Source organism: Mycoplasmopsis phocirhinis, from assembly GCF_004216495.1.
Taxonomy (GTDB): domain Bacteria; phylum Bacillota_I; class Bacilli_A; order Mycoplasmatales; family Metamycoplasmataceae; genus Mycoplasmopsis; species Mycoplasmopsis phocirhinis.
The window spans coordinates 578,701-596,533 of sequence record NZ_CP034841.1; the positions used below are offsets into that span (position 1 = coordinate 578,701).

Here is a 17,833-nt window from a genome sequence, read left to right on the forward strand (position 1 = left end):
TATGCTTTTTTTACATTAAAATAATATTAATTTCCTATTTTTTAATATTACTAACATTCTAAAACACAAGCAAAAATTTGATTATTGTATAATTAAAATACAAGTTTATATTATAAAAGGAGATATATGAAAATAGGGAATACTCAAGTCGCTATTGATGCGATTAAAAATCCAAAATACAAAAATATTGTTATTTTTCATCATACCCGCCCCGATGGAGACTGTTTAGGTTCTCAACATGGCCTAGCACAAATGATTAAAGATAATTTCCCTGAAAAAAAAGTATTTACACCCGGTGATAATGCAGGTAGTTATGAGTTTATGAATTATCATTTTGATCCAATTGAATCAATTGATTTTAATGATTCATTAGCTATTGTTGTTGATGCTTCAAGTTCAGATCGTATAGTTTATGGAGATTTATTATTAGCAAATAAATTTAGTGCTAAATTACGCATAGACCATCACCCCAATGGAAGTGATATTGAATATGATTATTTATTCATTGATGAACATTATGTTGCTGCTGCTGAACAAGTTGCTCATATTGCTTATGATGCTAAGTGAAAATTAAGTCAAAAAGCTGCCCAACATACCTTTTTGGGGATAGTTACCGATTCTGGTAGATTTTTATACCAAGACACATCAGCTCGCACATTCAAACTAGCAGCATTTTTAGAAGAACAAGGTAATGCTCAATCATGAAAATTACACAAAGAATTAGGCAAAAGAAGTTTAAAAGATATTAAATATATAGGTCACATTCTTTCTAATTTTCAATCAAAAGGACGTGTTTTATACTTTGTTGCTTCTAAACAAGTTCAAGCTCAGTTTGGTTTTGATGAATTAAAAGCAGCAATATTTGTCAATGAATTAGCAAACATCGAACAAAATTCATGTTGAGCATTTTTTGTTGAACAATCCGATGGAACTTATCGCTGTCGCTTAAGATCAAATGGTCCTCTAGTTAATGAAGTTGCTAATTTATATAATGGTGGTGGTCATGCCAATGCTGCTGGCTGCAATATTTCTTCAATAGCACAAATTGATGAAATTTTAGATCAACTTAACCAGGCTATAATTAAATGGGAGGCTCAATAATGAAAATGGCTAATACTGGCAGCTGAGAAATTGCTGCTCAAAAATTAGAACAATATGATTCAATTGTAATTTTTCATCATATTCGCCCTGATGGCGATTGTTTAGGTAGTCAATTTGGCTTAAGAGAATTATTAAGAATAAATTATCCTGATAAAAAAATTTATGCGATAGGTGATTCTAATGGTTTATTTTCAAATTTTTTGAATTTAGATTTTGATGAAGTGCCAACAGATGAAATTTTAGCTAAATCTTTAGCAGTTGTAGTTGATGCAAACCAAAAAGAAAGAATATTCAATCGTGAAGTTTTAGACAAAAATTTATTTGCTGAAACTTTAAGAATTGATCATCACCCCAATGAAGATGATTTAGATAAAGTAACAATTTGATTAGAATCTAATCGCATTGCTGCTGCGGAAATGATAGCTGAATTAGCCTACCAAAAACAGTGAAAATTAAACCAAAGAGCTGCCAATTTTATTTTTTTAGGAATTGTTACTGATTCGGGAAGATTTCAATTTTCAGACACAAGTGCACGCACACACGAATTAGTAGCGTATTTATATAAAAATAATTTAGAAGCTGAAAAGGTTTTTTTAGGTTTAGCTCAACATTCACTGCAAGATTTAAAAGCCCAAAATTATTTAATGTCTTCACTTAAAACAGTTGGTCAAGTAGCTTATATTCAAATTGATTATCATAATACAATTAAATTAGGCAAAACTCCTAATGATATGGCACGTCCAAATTTAATTGGTAATATTAAAGGTTTTCCAATTTGGGTTTCGTTTAACGAAGAACAAAACGGTAAAATAAGAGTTGAATTTCGCTCAAATGGTCCAATTGTCAGAAATGTTGCTATTAAATTTGGCGGTGGTGGCCATGATCGCGCTTCAGGAGCAATTATTAATTCCTTTGATGAAGTTGAAAAGGTAATTGAGCAGTGTAATTTAGAAATTCAACGCTGACAAAAACAATATAAGGAGTAATTATGGCGAAATTTAACCGCATTTTTATGATCGTAACTGATGGTTTAGGCATTGGGGCCGATCGTGACCAAAAAGCATTTGGAGATAACGGAGCAAATACTATTCTTTCAGCTTCTAAAAGTGCTTTATTTTACATTGATAATTGAAAAAAATTAGGTATTGGCAATATTACTACGCTAGAAGGTAATTATCATGTGCAAAAACCAAAAGCATATATGGCCAGAGTTCAAGAAGTTTCAAACGCTAAAGATACTTTAGCCGGTCATTGAGAAATGATGGGGATTAAAACATTAGTGCCATTTCCCACTTTTAGCGAAAATGGTTTTCCTGAAGAATTAATTCAAACATTAAGTCAAGCTTTTGATGGCCGCAAAATTATTTGCAACAAAAGTGGTTCAGGCACTGAAATTATTGACGAATATGCCCAAGAACAAAAAGACACTGGTGCCATTATTGTTTATACTTCAATGGATTCAGTTTTACAAATTGCCGCTCATGAAGAGTGAATTGGCCTAGATAATTTATATCGCTACGGACAAGCGGCACGTCAAATTTGTTCATCTAAACCAGAATGGAATGTCGGCCGAATAATTGTGCGACCATTTATAACAGATGCAAACGGCAAATATAAAAGAACTTTTAATCGCCACGATTATGCCAATAAACCTGCTGAATTGATTTTGAATCAATTGCAAAAAGCAGGTGTTGAAGTTGTAGCTGTTGGCAAAATTAATGATATTTTTGTAGGCCAAGGAATTTCACGCTCAATTCATTCAGATGGCGATGCTCACGCAATGGATATTACTATCGATGAAGCTAAAAAAGATACAAAAAACACCTTTGTTTTTACTAATTTAGTACAATTTGATTCACATTATGGTCATCGTCGCGATGTAGATGGATATGCTTCTAATATTGCTTTATTAGACACTAAAATTGGAGTTTTGATCAATGCAATGCATGAAGATGATTTATTAATTATGACTTCAGACCATGGTAATGATCCTTTATATCCCGGTTTTAACCACACACGCGAATTATTGCCTTTAACTATTTTTTCAAAATCATTTACTTCTCCCAAAGTACTTAAAGATGTTCAAGGTTTAGGTACAAGTGGTAATATCGTGGCGCGCAATTGGAATGTGCCTATTGTTATTGAAACAGGTGATGATATCTTTGATCAATTGGTTTAAAATAACAAAAAGTCGATTTAAGCGACTTTTTTATTTATTTTTTTAACTTTTTAAAAAAAATTTTAGTTTTTAAGATAAAATAATCTTGTTCAAACAAAGGAGTAAAATGAAAAAAACTATTTATTTAGCTGGTGGATGTTTTTGAGGTGTAGAAGCTTATTTTTCTAAAGTATATGGTGTTTTAGATGCAGTATCTGGTTATGCCAACGGTTTAAGCGCGAGTGCTAATTACCGTGAGTTAAAATATTCAATGCACGCTGAAACAGTTAAAGTTGATTATGATCCAAATAAAGTTTCTGTTGAAGAATTAGTAATGCATTTATTTAGACTAATTGATCCCGAATCATTAAATAAACAAGGTAATGATACTGGAACTCAATACCGCACCGGTGTTTATTTTGAAAACGAAAATGACCATAAAATTATTGCCAAGTTATTCGAATACTTAAAACCACAATATAATCAATTTTATGTTGAATTAGAAAAATTAAAACACTTTATTGACGCCGAGGAATATCACCAAGATTATTTAGAAAAAAATCCCGATGGATATTGCCACATAAATTTGAATGTAGACTATAAATTGAACCAAAAAGAAAACAAAATCATTAATCAAGTAAGAAACGAATTAAAATTAGATGAATTAAGTTATGATGTTTTAAAAAAATCCGCAACTGAATATCCACATACATCATCTTTAAATAAAGAATACCGTAAAGGAATTTATGTAGAAAAAATAACTGGTGAAGCTTTATTTTCTTCGGATGATAAATTTGATTCAGGTTGTGGATGACCTTCTTTTTCTAAACCAATTGAAAAAGAAAGTGTTGTTTATTTAGAAGATACTTCACACCGTATGATTCGAACTGAAGTTCGTTCAGGCGAAGGCAATAATCATCTTGGTCATGTTTTTAACGATGGACCAAAAAGTATGGGTGGAATGAGATATTGTATTAACGGTGCTGCGTTAGATTTTATTCCATTTGAAGAAATGGATGAAAGAGGCTATGGCGAATTTAAAAAATTCGTTAAGTAATATTTTAAAAATATGACAAATTTATTGTCATGTTTTTAAAATTATCGAAAATTTCGAGGAGTTACCCATTCAAAATTTTCTTCATCATATTTTCTTCTTTTAATTGCGTATTGGTAATCTGAATTTTTTAATTTAATTACTCTTAATTCATAATCATTATCTCATCAAACTGATTTATTGGCTTTATTATAATTTGATTCATAATGTGCTGGTATTAAATTTGAATAGGCATTTGAATTTATATCAGCATTTATATGCTCAATAGTTCATGGTGAATTTATTGATATTTCTCTTCCACAATAATCAAAACCAGAAAACCTATTACCAAAATAATTTCTTCAAATTTTTGTTCGATTTAACATTTTACCTCCTTTTGAATACATTTTTTATTGTATTGCAAAAAAAAAAAAAAAAGCATTTAGCATTTTTTAGTCTTAATTTGCGTTTTAGTTATATTTAAGTAAAATATTTTGGCGATATTGATTATATTTTTCAATTGAACCATATCGTTTTTGGTGAACTTTATTTTCAATTGGCGCTACAGCAAATACTAAAATGTGAAATAACAATAAGACTACAACTAACATTGAGCGGCCAACTACTAAACTAATATATTCTTGTTTGGCACTTTGTAAACTTACATTTTTAATAATTGAATAATATTGAGCGTCAAAACTAAAAGTTGTAAATAAATCAACTATTGGTACTAAAATTTGAGCCAACATTGCTAAACCAGTGAATATAACAGTGATATAAGCAAAAAATAAAAAGTATTTTTTTTGATTTTTAATTTTAATTTTGTTTGTTTTTCGGTTTTTTATTGCTCCCATAACAGCCAAAGCAATAAAAACAAAACTAAATACAGTTATTCAATTAGCTATTAAATCAGCAAATGAATAAAGTCGAGCCATATAGTGAAAAGCATCATTACTATATTTTAAATAATCTGAATTAGTTGGTATATATAAAAGCGAGCCAATAATTGTAAAAATTATGTTTGCACCTAGCCCAATGATAATTGAATAAATTACACCTACAATTGGCTTTTTAGGATTCAATTGATGAATGAATTTATTTCATAAAGGCATTTCGCCTTTAGCGATTAAAGTTTCAATAAAGCGTGGCATTCACATTGAAAAAGCATTAATTACCCCAAAAACACCAATAGCAATAGCGATATTTATTAAACCAAATATAATTCTACCTGCTTTTAGACCAAACAAATTTTGGATATAAATTCTCATATTAGAAAATGAACCACCATTAATTGACATTGCAATTGCAATTGCAATATATAAAATAGTGATGATAATTAAACCTAGTGATAAGGCCAGAGTAGTTTTTTCTGGTTTTTTCATTTCAGATTGCATTCCTGCAGCAATATAAAAACCATCGTAAGCAAAAAAAATAGCACCTATTGATAAAAATACACCTATAAAACCAGCTGAAGCTGAATATTGAATAAAACTATCACCTAATTTAATTGAATAATTAGTATTAAATGTGGTTATTTTAACGGTTGAAATCCCACCTTTAGTGCTAAAAGCCAAAATAAAACCAACAATGATGATAAAAACAAGTGGTATAAATTTAATACCTAAAACAATAGTATTATGAATATTACCTATTCGCGAGATTAAACCCGGTACTAATAACAAATATAAACCCATTAATGTTGTTATTAGCAGTCAAATAATTCAATCATAATTAGTACCAAAAGTTAATGCTTGCTGATTGGTGATTGCACCAATACCATCCTGTAAAACTTGAATTGTGTAAATTGGCATATAAAAAAAGTTAATGGTAAGGTTAAATAAATCATAAAATTTTTTGAAGCCTGATAAATTCATTTGGAATTAAAAATTTTATTTCAACCTACTAGGGACATATTATCTTTTTTTACACCAGCAATTTCAGCAATGGCAATAGCCATAGATATTACCGCAAAAGCGGCCAGAATTCAACTCGCGATTGCCAAAATTAAATTGCCTCGCGAATTTCTTAAAACTTCATCGGATTTAAAAAAAATGCCCGCACCAATTGAACTACCCATCACAATTAACATCGCCGAAAAAAAGCTAATTTGCTTTTTTTTAGTTATACTTTCATTGAATTTAGATTGTGTTTGATTCATATTGCTCCTAACAAAAATATTATTATACTATATTAACTTAATTACATTAATGTTTTGTATATAATGACATACTAATTTACACGTTTTTAAGTTAAATTAGTAAAAAGAATATCTCAATAAATACACACAATCAATATCGATATTTATAGAGTATAATTAAATTTAATATATACAAAAGAGGTAAGTATGATAAATAAAATAAAAGGCACAAAAGATCTTTCACCAAGTGAAATGAATTTGTATGAATTTATTCGCAGTGTTTTTAGCAAATTCACAAAAAATTATAATTTTAATTTAATTGATACACCAATAATTGAACACTCTTTATTATATAAACGTTCAGTTGCTGGCAGCGACATTGTTAAAAAAGAAATGTATGAATTTAAAGATAAAGCAAATCGTGAAATTGCTTTACGTCCTGAAGGTACTGCTGGTTTTGTGCGGGCATTAATTGAAAATAAATGATACGCAACTTTAAAAACACCTAAATTTGCCTATTTTGGCCAAATGTTTCGTTATGAACAACCACAAAAAGGTAGACAAAGACAATTCTATCAAGCCGGAGTTGAAACAATAGGCAAAGTCAATCCGTTTGTTGATGCGGAATTAATTGTTTTAGCACACACTATTTTACAAACATTAGGTTTAAATTTTATACTTAAAATAAATTCAATTGGTGATCAAGAATCTCGACAAAAATATCAAAATGATTTAAAACAATACTTTATGCAGTATCAAGAACAATTAAGTGAGGATTCACAACAAAGAATTCAAAATAATGTTTTGCGGATTTTAGATGATAAAATTGATGCTCAAAAAGATTTTGTTAAAAGTGCCCCTAAAATAAATGATTATCTTTCAACCCAAAGTCAACAACAATTTAGTAATTTAAAGCAAATTTTAGATGAGAGTGGGATTAAGTACGAAGTAGATTATTCTTTAGTTAGAGGTTTAGATTACTACGATGAAACTGTTTATGAATTTGTTTCTACTTCACAAAATAGTGGTTCGCAATCTACTCTAATTGGTGGGGGAAGATATTCTAATTTAATTAAAGAGTTAGGCGGACCAGAACTCCAGGCTAGTGGTTGAGGCTTTGGTATTGATCGTGCTGCTCAAATCATTATGGATGAAAAATTAGAAATTGTGCAAGATGATGTGGAAATTGTTGATATAGTTATTGCCTCTAGTGATATTAAATCGCAAATTAAACTATTTAGTTTAGCTAATGAATTAAGAAGCTACGATATTAAAATTGAATTTATTAAAGATATTACCAAAAGTAAAAAAATATTTGAAAAAGCTAAAAAATTAAAAGCAAAATTTGTGATTTTTAACGACAATAATCTCATTTTAGTTAAAAATATTATTAACGAAGATAAAATTTATTTTAATTTAAACGAAGAAGGTTTTGTAGATTTATTAGATTTTTTAGCTGAAAATGGTCTACAAGCTCTCCAAAATTTAGAATTATTATTAGATTAATGGAAGTATTAACATTAAGCGGGCATAAATAAAATTTATATAGCAAAAAAATTGGTAATAAAAAAATAAAAATTTTTGTTTTTCAAAAAAATGTTTATAATGAATACGTTATGTTACAAAATTACTCAGTAAAACGTATTAGCATTATGAATGAAATGGCGATTTGAACTATTTCTGTTTTGTGCTAATACCTGAGTGAAATTTAAAAATTAAATCTAAGCAGGTATATAGTAAAAAGCCTGCTTTTTTAGATAAGATACTATAGAGGAGCCTTCTATAAAAGTAATTAGTTGAGCAGGTATGCAAGGAAACTGACGAAAGGATAAGAAGGCCGAATCGTAATATTAGGCATAATATTATGATGGCAACAATTCATAACAGTTTGTTGTTCTTTGGAATTTTCCATTGGCGCTATAGTCTACATTGTAATAAATCATTTTATTATTGTGTGAGACTGGGGTCAAGGTCTTACATTTTTGTTTTTAAAAAGCTTAAAACATAACACACAATTAATAAAATAATATTCATAATAAAATTGAAAAAGAGAGGAAATATGAAATTTAAATCCAAGTTATGGTTATTACCATTATCAACTGCTTTAGTTACACCTTTAGCTGTTGTAGCTTGTTCAAAAGATGGTGTTAAAACACCTGAATCTCCAACACCAGGTTCAACACCTGGCTCAGGAGATTCAACTCAAAATAGCAAAGGGATAAATGTAGATGTATTTACTAACCCTAATGATGTGCGTAATATAGATATAGTTAAAAGTGAATATGTCACCCAACGTGTACTTCGTAACGGTATTAATTCAACATTTCAAGCAAGAGAATTTGATAATGATGTTTCAAACACATATGGAAGCTGAAATGGAGCTTCTAAAGACCAAACCGCTGGTTTATTAATAAGAAAATCTACCGTAGGTAAAGCTGAAATTGAACGTAAAGCTGATGCTAGTGGCGCTGTCACATTTTCAGTAAAAAGACCCTCAATGTGAAAATACAAATTAGAATTAGCTTCTAAAGTTGTTTTAACTACTAAAGATGGTCAAAAAGTTGAATTTGATAAAGATGATGCGTTATTAACTGAAAAACCAACAAATGGTAGTTATAAACTTGCAGTATATCAAGGTTTTTCTGAAGATGATCGCAGCATTAACTCTAAAAAATTCTTTGACACATTAAAAGATTCAACAAAACTTCAAATTGAAGTTAAAAAAGGTGTTAAATGAGTAAATTCTAATGGTGAACAAACTAAATATGAAGTTGTGCCACAAGATTTTTACATTTCATGAATGCGAACCCAATTTTTAGGTGCTGCTGTGCGTAAAGAAGCTGGTAAAAATCTTAGTGGTGTAACAACTGAAGAATTAGATAAAGCAGCAAGTAGCATTTTAAGTTCAGGTTCTACCTATTTTGGCGAAGAATCGAGATATCCAAACGAATATTTATATGGTTTATATCGTACAGATTCAACTAAATTCAGTCAAGAAGATCAATTAATTCAAGATAATATGGTTACATTCCATAAACTTGAAACTGAAGAAACAGGTGATTTTGCGGCCTTATTAGAGAATTTAACCACTTCACAAGATTTTGTTGCTGCGCCTAGTCAATATATTGCTGAAAAAACCGGTGAAAATCTTCCTGAATTAACATCATTTAATACTAGCGTAAAAACTGATGATTTGAAAGCTAAACTAAAACAAATTCCAGCCGAACACATTCTTTCAAAATCTGGTGTATATTGGTACGGAATTAATGACAAAAACAATTTATATGCTGGAGCATTTTACTACAAAGGTTATGACAAAGATACTCAAGAAGAAAGTTGAGTTCAAAACAAATATTTCGTTGACCAAGATTGAGTTAATTCACCAACATCAATTAAACAATATGTTTTAAGATATAAAAACCAAGGTGATGAACCACAATTTAAAGCAACCTTATGAGACGATTATAAAAAAGGTAGAATTTCTTCGTTACCTTACACATTTATTACAGACGACCAAAGAACCACTGTGGAAAAAAGTCCTTTAAAATATGGACTAGAATATTCACAATCTCTAAATAAATCGCAAATTTCTTCTACTCAAGGTTTTGACTTATTGCCAGCTGTTACAAATTTACCAGCTAATTTTAACCCCGAAAATGCCGAAGAAGTGAAAAATATTAAAGATACAATTAGTTACAATGATACATTTTCAAATTTAGTGTATGGTAAAAGTGTAGATGAGATGATTAAATCACAATTTAAAGGCGATGATGTATACAATTTATTATCTGGAAATGCTGTAATATTTAGATCATTGATTTCAGCAGCAATTAATTTTGACCATGTTGCTTCTTTTGTTAGTGAAGGAAAAAGTAAAATGTATATAGCAGGATTCGCACCTGATGCTAATATTGGTGGTAGTGACCAAATTAGCTCAAATGTAAAATCTTTACGTGATGATTATGATAATGTTAATTCAATCGCATATTTAAATGCTGACTATACTAAATCAGATTATACAAGTCCAGATGATTATGCGTTTAAAGCTGAAACTGCTGGAAGTAATTTAGACAAATTAAAATCACCACAATTTGAAAAAGTAAAAGCTGAAGTTAAAAAATTCTTGGATGCAAATAATGTTGGAGCAAATGATAAAGTTACATGACAATTAACATATCGTTATATCAATTGAAACCCACAAAAAATGGAAGCTATTTACGCTGAATTACCTAATTTAATTAAAGAATTAGACCCACGTTTAGATTTAAAAACAAAAATTTATTCTCAAGCTGAAGTAGGTCAATTCTACAACCAACATCTATATGGTCGTTCACCACAAAAAATTGGTGGTTGAGGTTATGATGTTAATTCTCTAGGTTCTGGTATTGATGGTTTTGCTTCGTTATATGATTTTGCTATTCCTTCATTATTATTAGGTCAAGATTTACCTAGCGATGCAAGCGATGCTGCTAAAGACAACCAAACCAAATTTAAAACTGCATTCCCTGCTTTATTTAAATTAAGTCAAGAATTTAACAATTGAATTAAAGAACAATTGGCTAAAAACGCCTTTACACTTTCAGTTGGTTTAGAGCAATTAAGAAAATTAACTTTAGCTGAACTAGATGAGATTTCACACCGTTTAAGTGCGTTTAAATATGATGAAACACAAAATAAATTAGTAGCTAATGATTCGCCAAAACCAACAGATGTTGACTTAACTACATTAACTTCAAGATTCTTTACATCTTACACCACTACATTAACAAATGCACAAAATATTGATTTAGCCAAAGAATTAATTTTATATACAGGTGTTACTCCAGGTCGGTCAAAATTAATTTCACGTGAAGGTTTTTCACCAACTCTAACTAATCCATATTATGTATACCCATTTGTTGGTGGAGAACAAACATGATATAGTGATACGAAAGTCTTCCAAGAAGGCAAAAATTAATGTTTAAATATTTTGCAAAAAGAATGGCCCTGGCCATTCTTACATTATTTATTGTTTTAATATTTTCGTACACTTTAGTTGTTTTATTTATTAAAAATCCTTACGAAATTGCTCTTATTGGTGAAAGTGATGTCCATAAAAGAGCTGCACTTTTAGCTAAATCACAAGAATATAACGCCATTCCAGTTATTATAAAAATTGCCACTTATTTTGCCAACTTTTTTAGAGGCGATTTTGGCCCAATTTTTATTCAAAGTGGTGGCTTTAAAAATATTCCGCAATTGTTTTTTGAACCACTTGGTTGAAGTATTTTAGTATCATTACCTTCATTTATTATTGCATCATCTCTAGGTGTTATTATTGGAATTATAGGTGGATATAAACGCGGAACATGGGTAGATAACTTAATAAATGGTTTTGTTTTTGTATTTATAGCTGTGCCAAGTTTTATTCTAGCGCCTATTGCTTTAAACATTTTTCAAAAAGCTGGTTTTGATATTAGATTTATTTCTCCAAATGAAATTGGAGCTGGTTGATCAGCCACAATTAAATCAATTATTCCAGCAGTTACAGTTGTAAGTTTAGGTTCACTAGCTGGTTATACATTATACGCGCGTAACCAAGTTGTAACAGTTTTAACTTCAAATTATGTGTTAATTGCTAAAACAAAAGGTTTAAGTGAAGGTGAAATTTTTAGAAAATACGTATTTAGAAATATATCTATTCCGCTAGCCACTATTATTATTCCTTCATATTTAATTCTTTTATCTGGTTCAATTATTGTTGAAAAATTCTGATTTATTCCTGGTTCGGCTACAATCATAGCCAATTCATTTCCTGCTGGTGAAATTAATGTTGTTATGTTTAACGTATTTTTCTTCACAGCACTAGGTTTATTTACCCAAATTGTAGTAGATATTTCATACCCACTAATCGATCCTAGAATTAAATACCAAGCAAGTAGTGGAATTACTTTATCTATGGTGTGAAATGCTTATAAATTACGTAAATTAGAATATAAAGCCCAACTCAAAGGAGCACAAAATGAGTAAAAATTCGCTCGAATTTAATAAAAAATACGGTGTTAGTGCTGATTTAGTTGCTAAACTAAAATTGTCTAAAGACGAAAAAATCAGTAATAATATTGCCGGTAAACCTAAAATTTTATTATTAGAAATTTTTAAAAGGTTTTTTACTAACCCTGTAGTTGTTATTGCTTTTATTATTTTTATTGCTATTATTTTAACTTCCGTTTTTGTATCTTTATTTTCTCAATACCCAGCCGTTAAACCTATTGATGCCAACTTACCAAATGACCAAAAAGTAGCCAATTTTGAATCTTTACCCCCAATTTTAAATCCTATTAAAGAAACTTCAGACATTAGCGTGATTCGTAATATCAGCAGATGATTAAATCCTCGATTTGATTATCATCAATATTTAAAACCTTACACCCAAGGCTACGAAGTAATTGTGCCAGGTTCAATTGTGAAATACAATGCGTATTTATACTTTGAAGGAGCTCAATTACAAGCAAAATTAATTAATTTTGTTAATCAAAATGGTAAACAAGCTTTAGCTAATGTTAATATCGATCAAATGATCACAAGTATTCCTAAATTACAAACTTTTTTAGGAACTAATAATTTAGGTGCTGATATTTGAACTACTGTGTGAAAAGGTACATTAGAATCACTTTGAATTGCATTTTTTGTGGCTACAGTTGAAATAATTATTGGTGTATTTGTGGGAGCGTATTTAGGTTTTAATGCCGGTAAATGATTAGATACATTTATGATGCGCTTAATTGAAATCTTTACTTCACCTCCTTCAATTATTTGATTATTGTTATTTGTAACTATTTGAGGTACAAATCCATGAGTATTGATTGGTGGTTTATTGTTTGTTGGTTGAACTGGTCCTATTGGTGTTACTAGATTATTTATCATTACGGTTAAAGATGAAGAATATATAATGGCAGCTAAAAGTATTGGTGCTAGTGAATCAAGACAAATTTTTCTACACGCTTTACCAGCAATTTTAGGAAAAATTGCAATGAGTTATGTACGTAGAATTCCTTCAGTTATATTATCAATTGCCTCGTTAGCGTTTTTAGGGTTTTTCAAAGACAATGATTCAGCTAATTTAGGTAAATTTATGTTAGATAATTTAGAAGCTTCTAAACAAAACCCATGATTATTGATTTTACCAGCACTGATTTTATTAGGTATTTCAATTAGTTTACAATTCACAGCCATTGGTCTACATGACGCCTTAGATCCAAAAGTGATAAAAGTCAAAAGATAGGAAACGATATGAAAAAAGCAAATCTTTTAAGTTCAATTCAAACTACTCCACTACCAAACAATGTTTTATTAGAAGTACAAAATTTAAGAGTAGATTTTAAAAATGGTCGTAAAAACTTTATTCGTATCGTTCGCGGTCTAGATTTAAAAATTAAACGCGGTGAAATAGTGGGTTTAGTAGGAGAATCGGGCTCTGGTAAATCTGTTACATCAAAATCTTTAATTAATGTTAACGATGGTGCTCAATTTGCTGCTGATAAAATGCAAATTGAAGATTTAGATTTAACTAAGATTAAAAAATCGCAACAATGACAAGCAATTAGAGGTTCATATATTGGTTATATTCCCCAAGATCCTCTAACCTCGCTTAATCCCACACGTAAAATTGGTAAGCAATTATTAGACGCACTAAATTTAAACGCAGAATGAAATGGCAAAACTTATTTACAAAAACGAAATTATTTAGTTTCTTTACTTGATGAATTTGGTATTAAAAATGCTGATGCAGTCTTTGATTCATACCCACACACATTATCTGGAGGAATGAAACAAAGAGTTGTAATAACCATGGTAGTGGCACTTAAGCCAAAATTAATTATTGCTGATGAACCCACAACTGCTTTAGATCCAACCGTGCAAGCTTCAGTATTAGCGTTATTTGAAAGAATTCGCCAAACAATGAACATTTCAATTATTTTAATTAGTCACAATATTAGTGTTGTTGCTAAATTTTGTGATTATATTTATGTGATGTATGCTGGCAAAATTGTAGAACGTGGTACTCGTAAAGATATTTTTACTGATCCACGCCATCCATATACTTGAGCTTTAATTTCAGCTATTCCCGAAAATAAACAACACCGTTTATATTCAATTAAAGGAACTCCACCTGATATGGCTAATTTACCACTAGGTGATCCTTTTGCTCCTCGTAATGATTATGCTCTTGAAATTGATTTTTATAAAGAACCACCGATGCTTTTAGTTTCTAAACGCCACGCAGCTGCGACATGATTATTACACCCAGATGCGCCCCAAGTTGAATTACCTCACGATTTACAATTAAGAATTAACAGTTTTAGAAAGGTATTTGAAAATGATGAAGAAGAATAATTCTAAACAAATTTTAGAAATTCAAGGTTTGAAAAAATATTTCACAAATGGTAATATTATCAATAAAGCTGTTAATGATGTTAGCTTTAATTTACACGAAGGTGAAATCGTTGGTTTAATTGGTGAATCGGGTTCAGGTAAAACAACAGTCGGTCGTTCTTTATTGCGTTTATACGAAGATTTTAATGGCTTTGTGATGCTTGATGGCAAAGTTATTAGTGGTAAAAGAATTTCTCGTTCGCAAACTAAATTCTTGCGCAAAAACATTCAAATGATTTTTCAAGACCCACATGCTTCACTAAATGGTCAAAAAAATATTTATTCAACACTAAAAGAACCTTTAATTGTTAATGGTATTATTAAAAGCCAAATTAAAGATATTTTTAAAGATTGAGTAGAAATTAAAGAAAATTATTTTTATACTTTTCAAGAAAAATATAAACAATTACAACTGCAAAATTTAAGATCAATTAATACTTTAGCTCACGACTTTTTCCACTCGTGGTCGCAAAAAGCAAAAAACTGAAAAATAGATGAAAATTTATCTTTTGAGGACAATTTTAATTCATATTTTTCATATTTAGAAGAAAAGCAAAATATGGAAAGTTTAATTGTCAATAATTTATACCAAAACACCGACGAATTGATGAATTTTTATTTTGAAAAACAAAGTGATTTTCGTAATCTAAATTTAGATATCGATGAGAGTGAGCTAAAAGCTGCTAAAGAACATTATTTAAAAACAATTGAATTATCAAAAAAAACATTAAAACAATATAATTTAGAGCAAAAAATAAAACAGTGACAAAATCAAGTTCAAGATATTAACAAAGAATATAGAGACGAGAAAGTAACCAATATTAACACATTTAATAATTTCATTGTTGAATTTAAAAAAGATGCCAAAATTTATCGTAATTCTAAAATAATATCAACAAATTTAAATGTTTATACTCATAATCTTAAAAATGAACTTTTAAGTAAAAAAATGAATAAAGTGACTAAATTAATGAAACAACAATTAAAATATTTACATTATTCACAAGCAAAACAAGTTATTAATCAACTACAAGAATATACAAAAAAATTCTTTGTTCAATATCTATCGGATATAGAATATTCTTCAAAAATTAAACATAAAATCAATCAAGTTATTCAACAACATTTTGATTTTAATTTTGACGAATATATTAAATTAAATACTAATAATATCAATGAATTTCGTGCTAAAATTACTGAATTACAAACAAAAATTAACCAGGACGTTGTTGGTGGTTCATCTCAAAAATATGCTTCAAAACAAGATATCGAAGCGGCTAAATTAGCATACGAAAAAGCCAAAAAATTTAATCAAAAAATGATTGAAGAATATGTAATTGAACACCAAAAACGCATTGCTGTATTAGATTTAGAAATTGAACAAGCAAATGAAGAATATAAATCTTTAAAACAATTGCAAGATTCAACTAATAAAGATATTGACAATGCGCACAAAGAATTTATTAAATATTTAAAACTAAAATTAAGCCAACTAAAACAAGATTATCACCAAATTAAAGCAAGCAAAAGTGAGCAAGCAAAATTATTAAAAATGCAACTACTTGAACACTCGAAAGTGTTAAATTTATACGTTTCAAGAGTTAAAGATAAACTTTCAACTTTAAAATCATTTGAAATTGAAGCTAAATACCTAACTAAAGACATTAACGCAATTAAAGTTTTACTGGGAATAAATACTGCTCGTGCCGTTGATCATAATTCTGTTAAACTGATTAAATTATTATCTGGCAATATAATTGCTAAAACTTTAATTAAAAATTTATTAATAAAAACAACAATTTATAAATCACTTGAAGATGTCGGTTTATTAAAACAGTATGCTTATCGTTATCCACACGAATTTAGTGGTGGTCAGCGTCAAAGAATTGTTATTGCCCGTGCTTTAATTACTCAGCCTAAAGTAATAGTGGCTGATGAGCCTATTGCTTCATTAGATATTTCAATTCAAGCCCAAGTAGTTAATTTATTAAAAGATCTCTGTGAGAAAAAAAATATAGGAATGATTTTTATTGCTCACGACTTATCAATGATTGAATATATCGCCGATCGTGTTCAAATTATGCATTATGGTAAAATTGTTGAATCTGGTTCAACACAAAAAGTGTATGAAAAACCAATTCATCCTTACACAATTAACTTATTTAAGGCTATACCTAAAATTTCAAATGCAAATGAAAAATTTGAAAATATTAGTTTTGAACTTGATTATTTTAAAGGTCAAATGTATCCAAATGTACCCGAATTATTTGAAGTTGAAAAAGAGCATTTTGTTTATGGAACATACCAACAAGCACAACAATGAGCAAAACCATTTAATTTAAATGTAAATAAATTTGAATCAAAACCAGTTGAACAAGCTAACTCAAGTAATTCTTTATTTAAATGAGCATATTTAAACAATGATTAAACAATATTTTAGAGATTCATTTAAATTAAAACGATTGATTCATTTTCTTGTTGTTTTAGCGATAGGAATAGTGATTTTAATTAGTGCAATTACTTATTTAAAATTGAATAATAGATACGCAAATACAGCAAAGCAAATTCAATTCATTGCTAGCGATTCTTTAATGGGAATGGGTGTATGATATTTAGCGTATGGTGTTATTTTAATTTCTGTGCGTTCAGGGCTAGGTTCTGGTATTGTTAAAATTCACCAAAATAAGACTAGAGCCAAACTTTTAAGACGAATATCAAAAATTGAAGTTAAAACTTCATTGTCTAACGATGAACGTGTTGAATTAAAAGTACTAAACGAAGATTTAAAAGATCTACAACAACGACAAGAAATTGCAAATTTAAGCAAAAAAAATAACATCATATACTGAATTTTGATTGCCCTAGGAATTATTATTCTCGCAATTGCAATCGTTTTAATATATGTTTAAAATTTAGGTGTTAGAGCCTAAATTTTTTAATCTAATAAATAAATTGAATTTAGGCAATAAAATTCAGTGTATTTATTGAT

The 17,833-nt window shown here is 29.2% G+C and carries 14 protein-coding genes, 1 pseudogene and 1 riboswitch; of the genes and pseudogenes, 12 read left to right on the forward strand and 3 right to left on the reverse strand.

Translation table 4 applies throughout. From position 1 onward, the window contains the following. Positions 1 to 126: 126 nt before the first annotated feature. The 5 genes and pseudogenes from EG856_RS02250 (at position 127) to msrB (ending at position 4,316) form a co-directional block, all read left to right on the forward strand. Positions 127 to 1,101 (forward strand): DHH family phosphoesterase, encoded by a 975-nt coding sequence (locus EG856_RS02250; protein WP_130429506.1) that lies wholly within the window; start codon positions 127 to 129, stop codon positions 1,099 to 1,101. After that, entirely contained in the window at positions 1,101 to 2,087 is a 987-nt protein-coding gene (locus EG856_RS02255) for a DHH family phosphoesterase (RefSeq protein WP_318025423.1), read from the forward strand. Before EG856_RS02250 ends, EG856_RS02255 begins: the two co-directional genes overlap by 1 nt. A gap of 2 nt (positions 2,088 to 2,089) precedes the next feature. Further along, positions 2,090 to 3,280: a phosphopentomutase gene (locus EG856_RS02260; protein WP_130429507.1), complete on the forward strand. Its 1,191-nt coding sequence runs from the start codon at positions 2,090 to 2,092 to the stop codon at positions 3,278 to 3,280. A gap of 106 nt (positions 3,281 to 3,386) precedes the next feature. After that, a pseudogene (gene msrA, locus EG856_RS03675) lies at positions 3,387 to 3,827 on the forward strand (peptide-methionine (S)-S-oxide reductase MsrA); the annotation flags it as partial. A 57-nt stretch (positions 3,828 to 3,884) separates the two neighbouring features. After that, positions 3,885 to 4,316, forward strand: coding sequence for a peptide-methionine (R)-S-oxide reductase MsrB (gene msrB / locus EG856_RS03680; RefSeq protein WP_318025466.1), 432 nt, complete (start codon positions 3,885 to 3,887; stop codon positions 4,314 to 4,316). Between the two features lie 41 nt (positions 4,317 to 4,357). Here msrB and EG856_RS02270 read toward each other — a convergent pair whose 3' ends face one another. From EG856_RS02270 to EG856_RS03655, 3 genes are all read right to left on the reverse strand, one after another. Continuing rightward, on the reverse strand, positions 4,358 to 4,678 hold the full coding sequence (locus tag EG856_RS02270) for an HNH endonuclease family protein (RefSeq protein WP_130429509.1): 321 nt from the start codon (positions 4,676 to 4,678) through the stop codon (positions 4,358 to 4,360). Positions 4,679 to 4,762: 84 nt separating this feature from the next. Then, complete coding sequence (locus EG856_RS02275) at positions 4,763 to 6,103, reverse strand: amino acid permease (RefSeq protein ID WP_232954207.1); 1,341 nt, start codon at positions 6,101 to 6,103, stop codon at positions 4,763 to 4,765. Further along, complete coding sequence (locus tag EG856_RS03655; protein WP_232954209.1) at positions 6,037 to 6,450, reverse strand: amino acid permease; 414 nt, start codon at positions 6,448 to 6,450, stop codon at positions 6,037 to 6,039. The genes EG856_RS02275 and EG856_RS03655 overlap by 67 nt, the downstream gene beginning before the upstream one ends. Positions 6,451 to 6,636: 186 nt before the next feature. Here EG856_RS03655 and hisS point away from each other — a divergent pair, with 186 nt between their 5' ends. The 7 genes from hisS to EG856_RS02310 all read left to right on the forward strand — a co-directional run bounded on the left by hisS (position 6,637) and on the right by EG856_RS02310 (position 17,753). Beyond that, on the forward strand, positions 6,637 to 7,935 hold the full coding sequence (gene hisS, locus EG856_RS02280) for a histidine--tRNA ligase (RefSeq protein WP_130429510.1): 1,299 nt from the start codon (positions 6,637 to 6,639) through the stop codon (positions 7,933 to 7,935). 254 nt (positions 7,936 to 8,189) lie between these two features. Then, positions 8,190 to 8,357, forward strand: a riboswitch (Lysine riboswitch). A gap of 131 nt (positions 8,358 to 8,488) precedes the next feature. Continuing rightward, positions 8,489 to 11,386, forward strand: coding sequence for an OppA family ABC transporter substrate-binding lipoprotein (locus EG856_RS02285; RefSeq protein WP_130429511.1), 2,898 nt, complete (start codon positions 8,489 to 8,491; stop codon positions 11,384 to 11,386). Then, on the forward strand, positions 11,386 to 12,438 hold the full coding sequence (locus EG856_RS02290; protein ID WP_130429512.1) for an ABC transporter permease: 1,053 nt from the start codon (positions 11,386 to 11,388) through the stop codon (positions 12,436 to 12,438). The genes EG856_RS02285 and EG856_RS02290 overlap by 1 nt, the downstream gene beginning before the upstream one ends. Further along, positions 12,431 to 13,693, forward strand: coding sequence for an ABC transporter permease (locus tag EG856_RS02295; protein WP_130429513.1), 1,263 nt, complete (start codon positions 12,431 to 12,433; stop codon positions 13,691 to 13,693). Before EG856_RS02290 ends, EG856_RS02295 begins: the two co-directional genes overlap by 8 nt. Positions 13,694 to 13,701: 8 nt before the next feature. Further along, positions 13,702 to 14,805, forward strand: coding sequence for an ABC transporter ATP-binding protein (locus tag EG856_RS02300; RefSeq protein ID WP_130429514.1), 1,104 nt, complete (start codon positions 13,702 to 13,704; stop codon positions 14,803 to 14,805). Further along, a complete protein-coding gene (locus tag EG856_RS02305) occupies positions 14,789 to 17,272 on the forward strand; it encodes an ATP-binding cassette domain-containing protein (RefSeq protein ID WP_130429515.1) in 2,484 nt (827 codons plus the stop codon). The genes EG856_RS02300 and EG856_RS02305 overlap by 17 nt, the downstream gene beginning before the upstream one ends. Continuing rightward, positions 17,265 to 17,753 carry a hypothetical protein gene (locus tag EG856_RS02310; RefSeq protein ID WP_130429516.1) on the forward strand — a complete coding sequence of 163 codons (489 nt, stop codon included), beginning with the start codon at positions 17,265 to 17,267 and terminating at the stop codon, positions 17,751 to 17,753. Before EG856_RS02305 ends, EG856_RS02310 begins: the two co-directional genes overlap by 8 nt. The last annotated feature ends 80 nt before the right edge of the window (positions 17,754 to 17,833 follow it).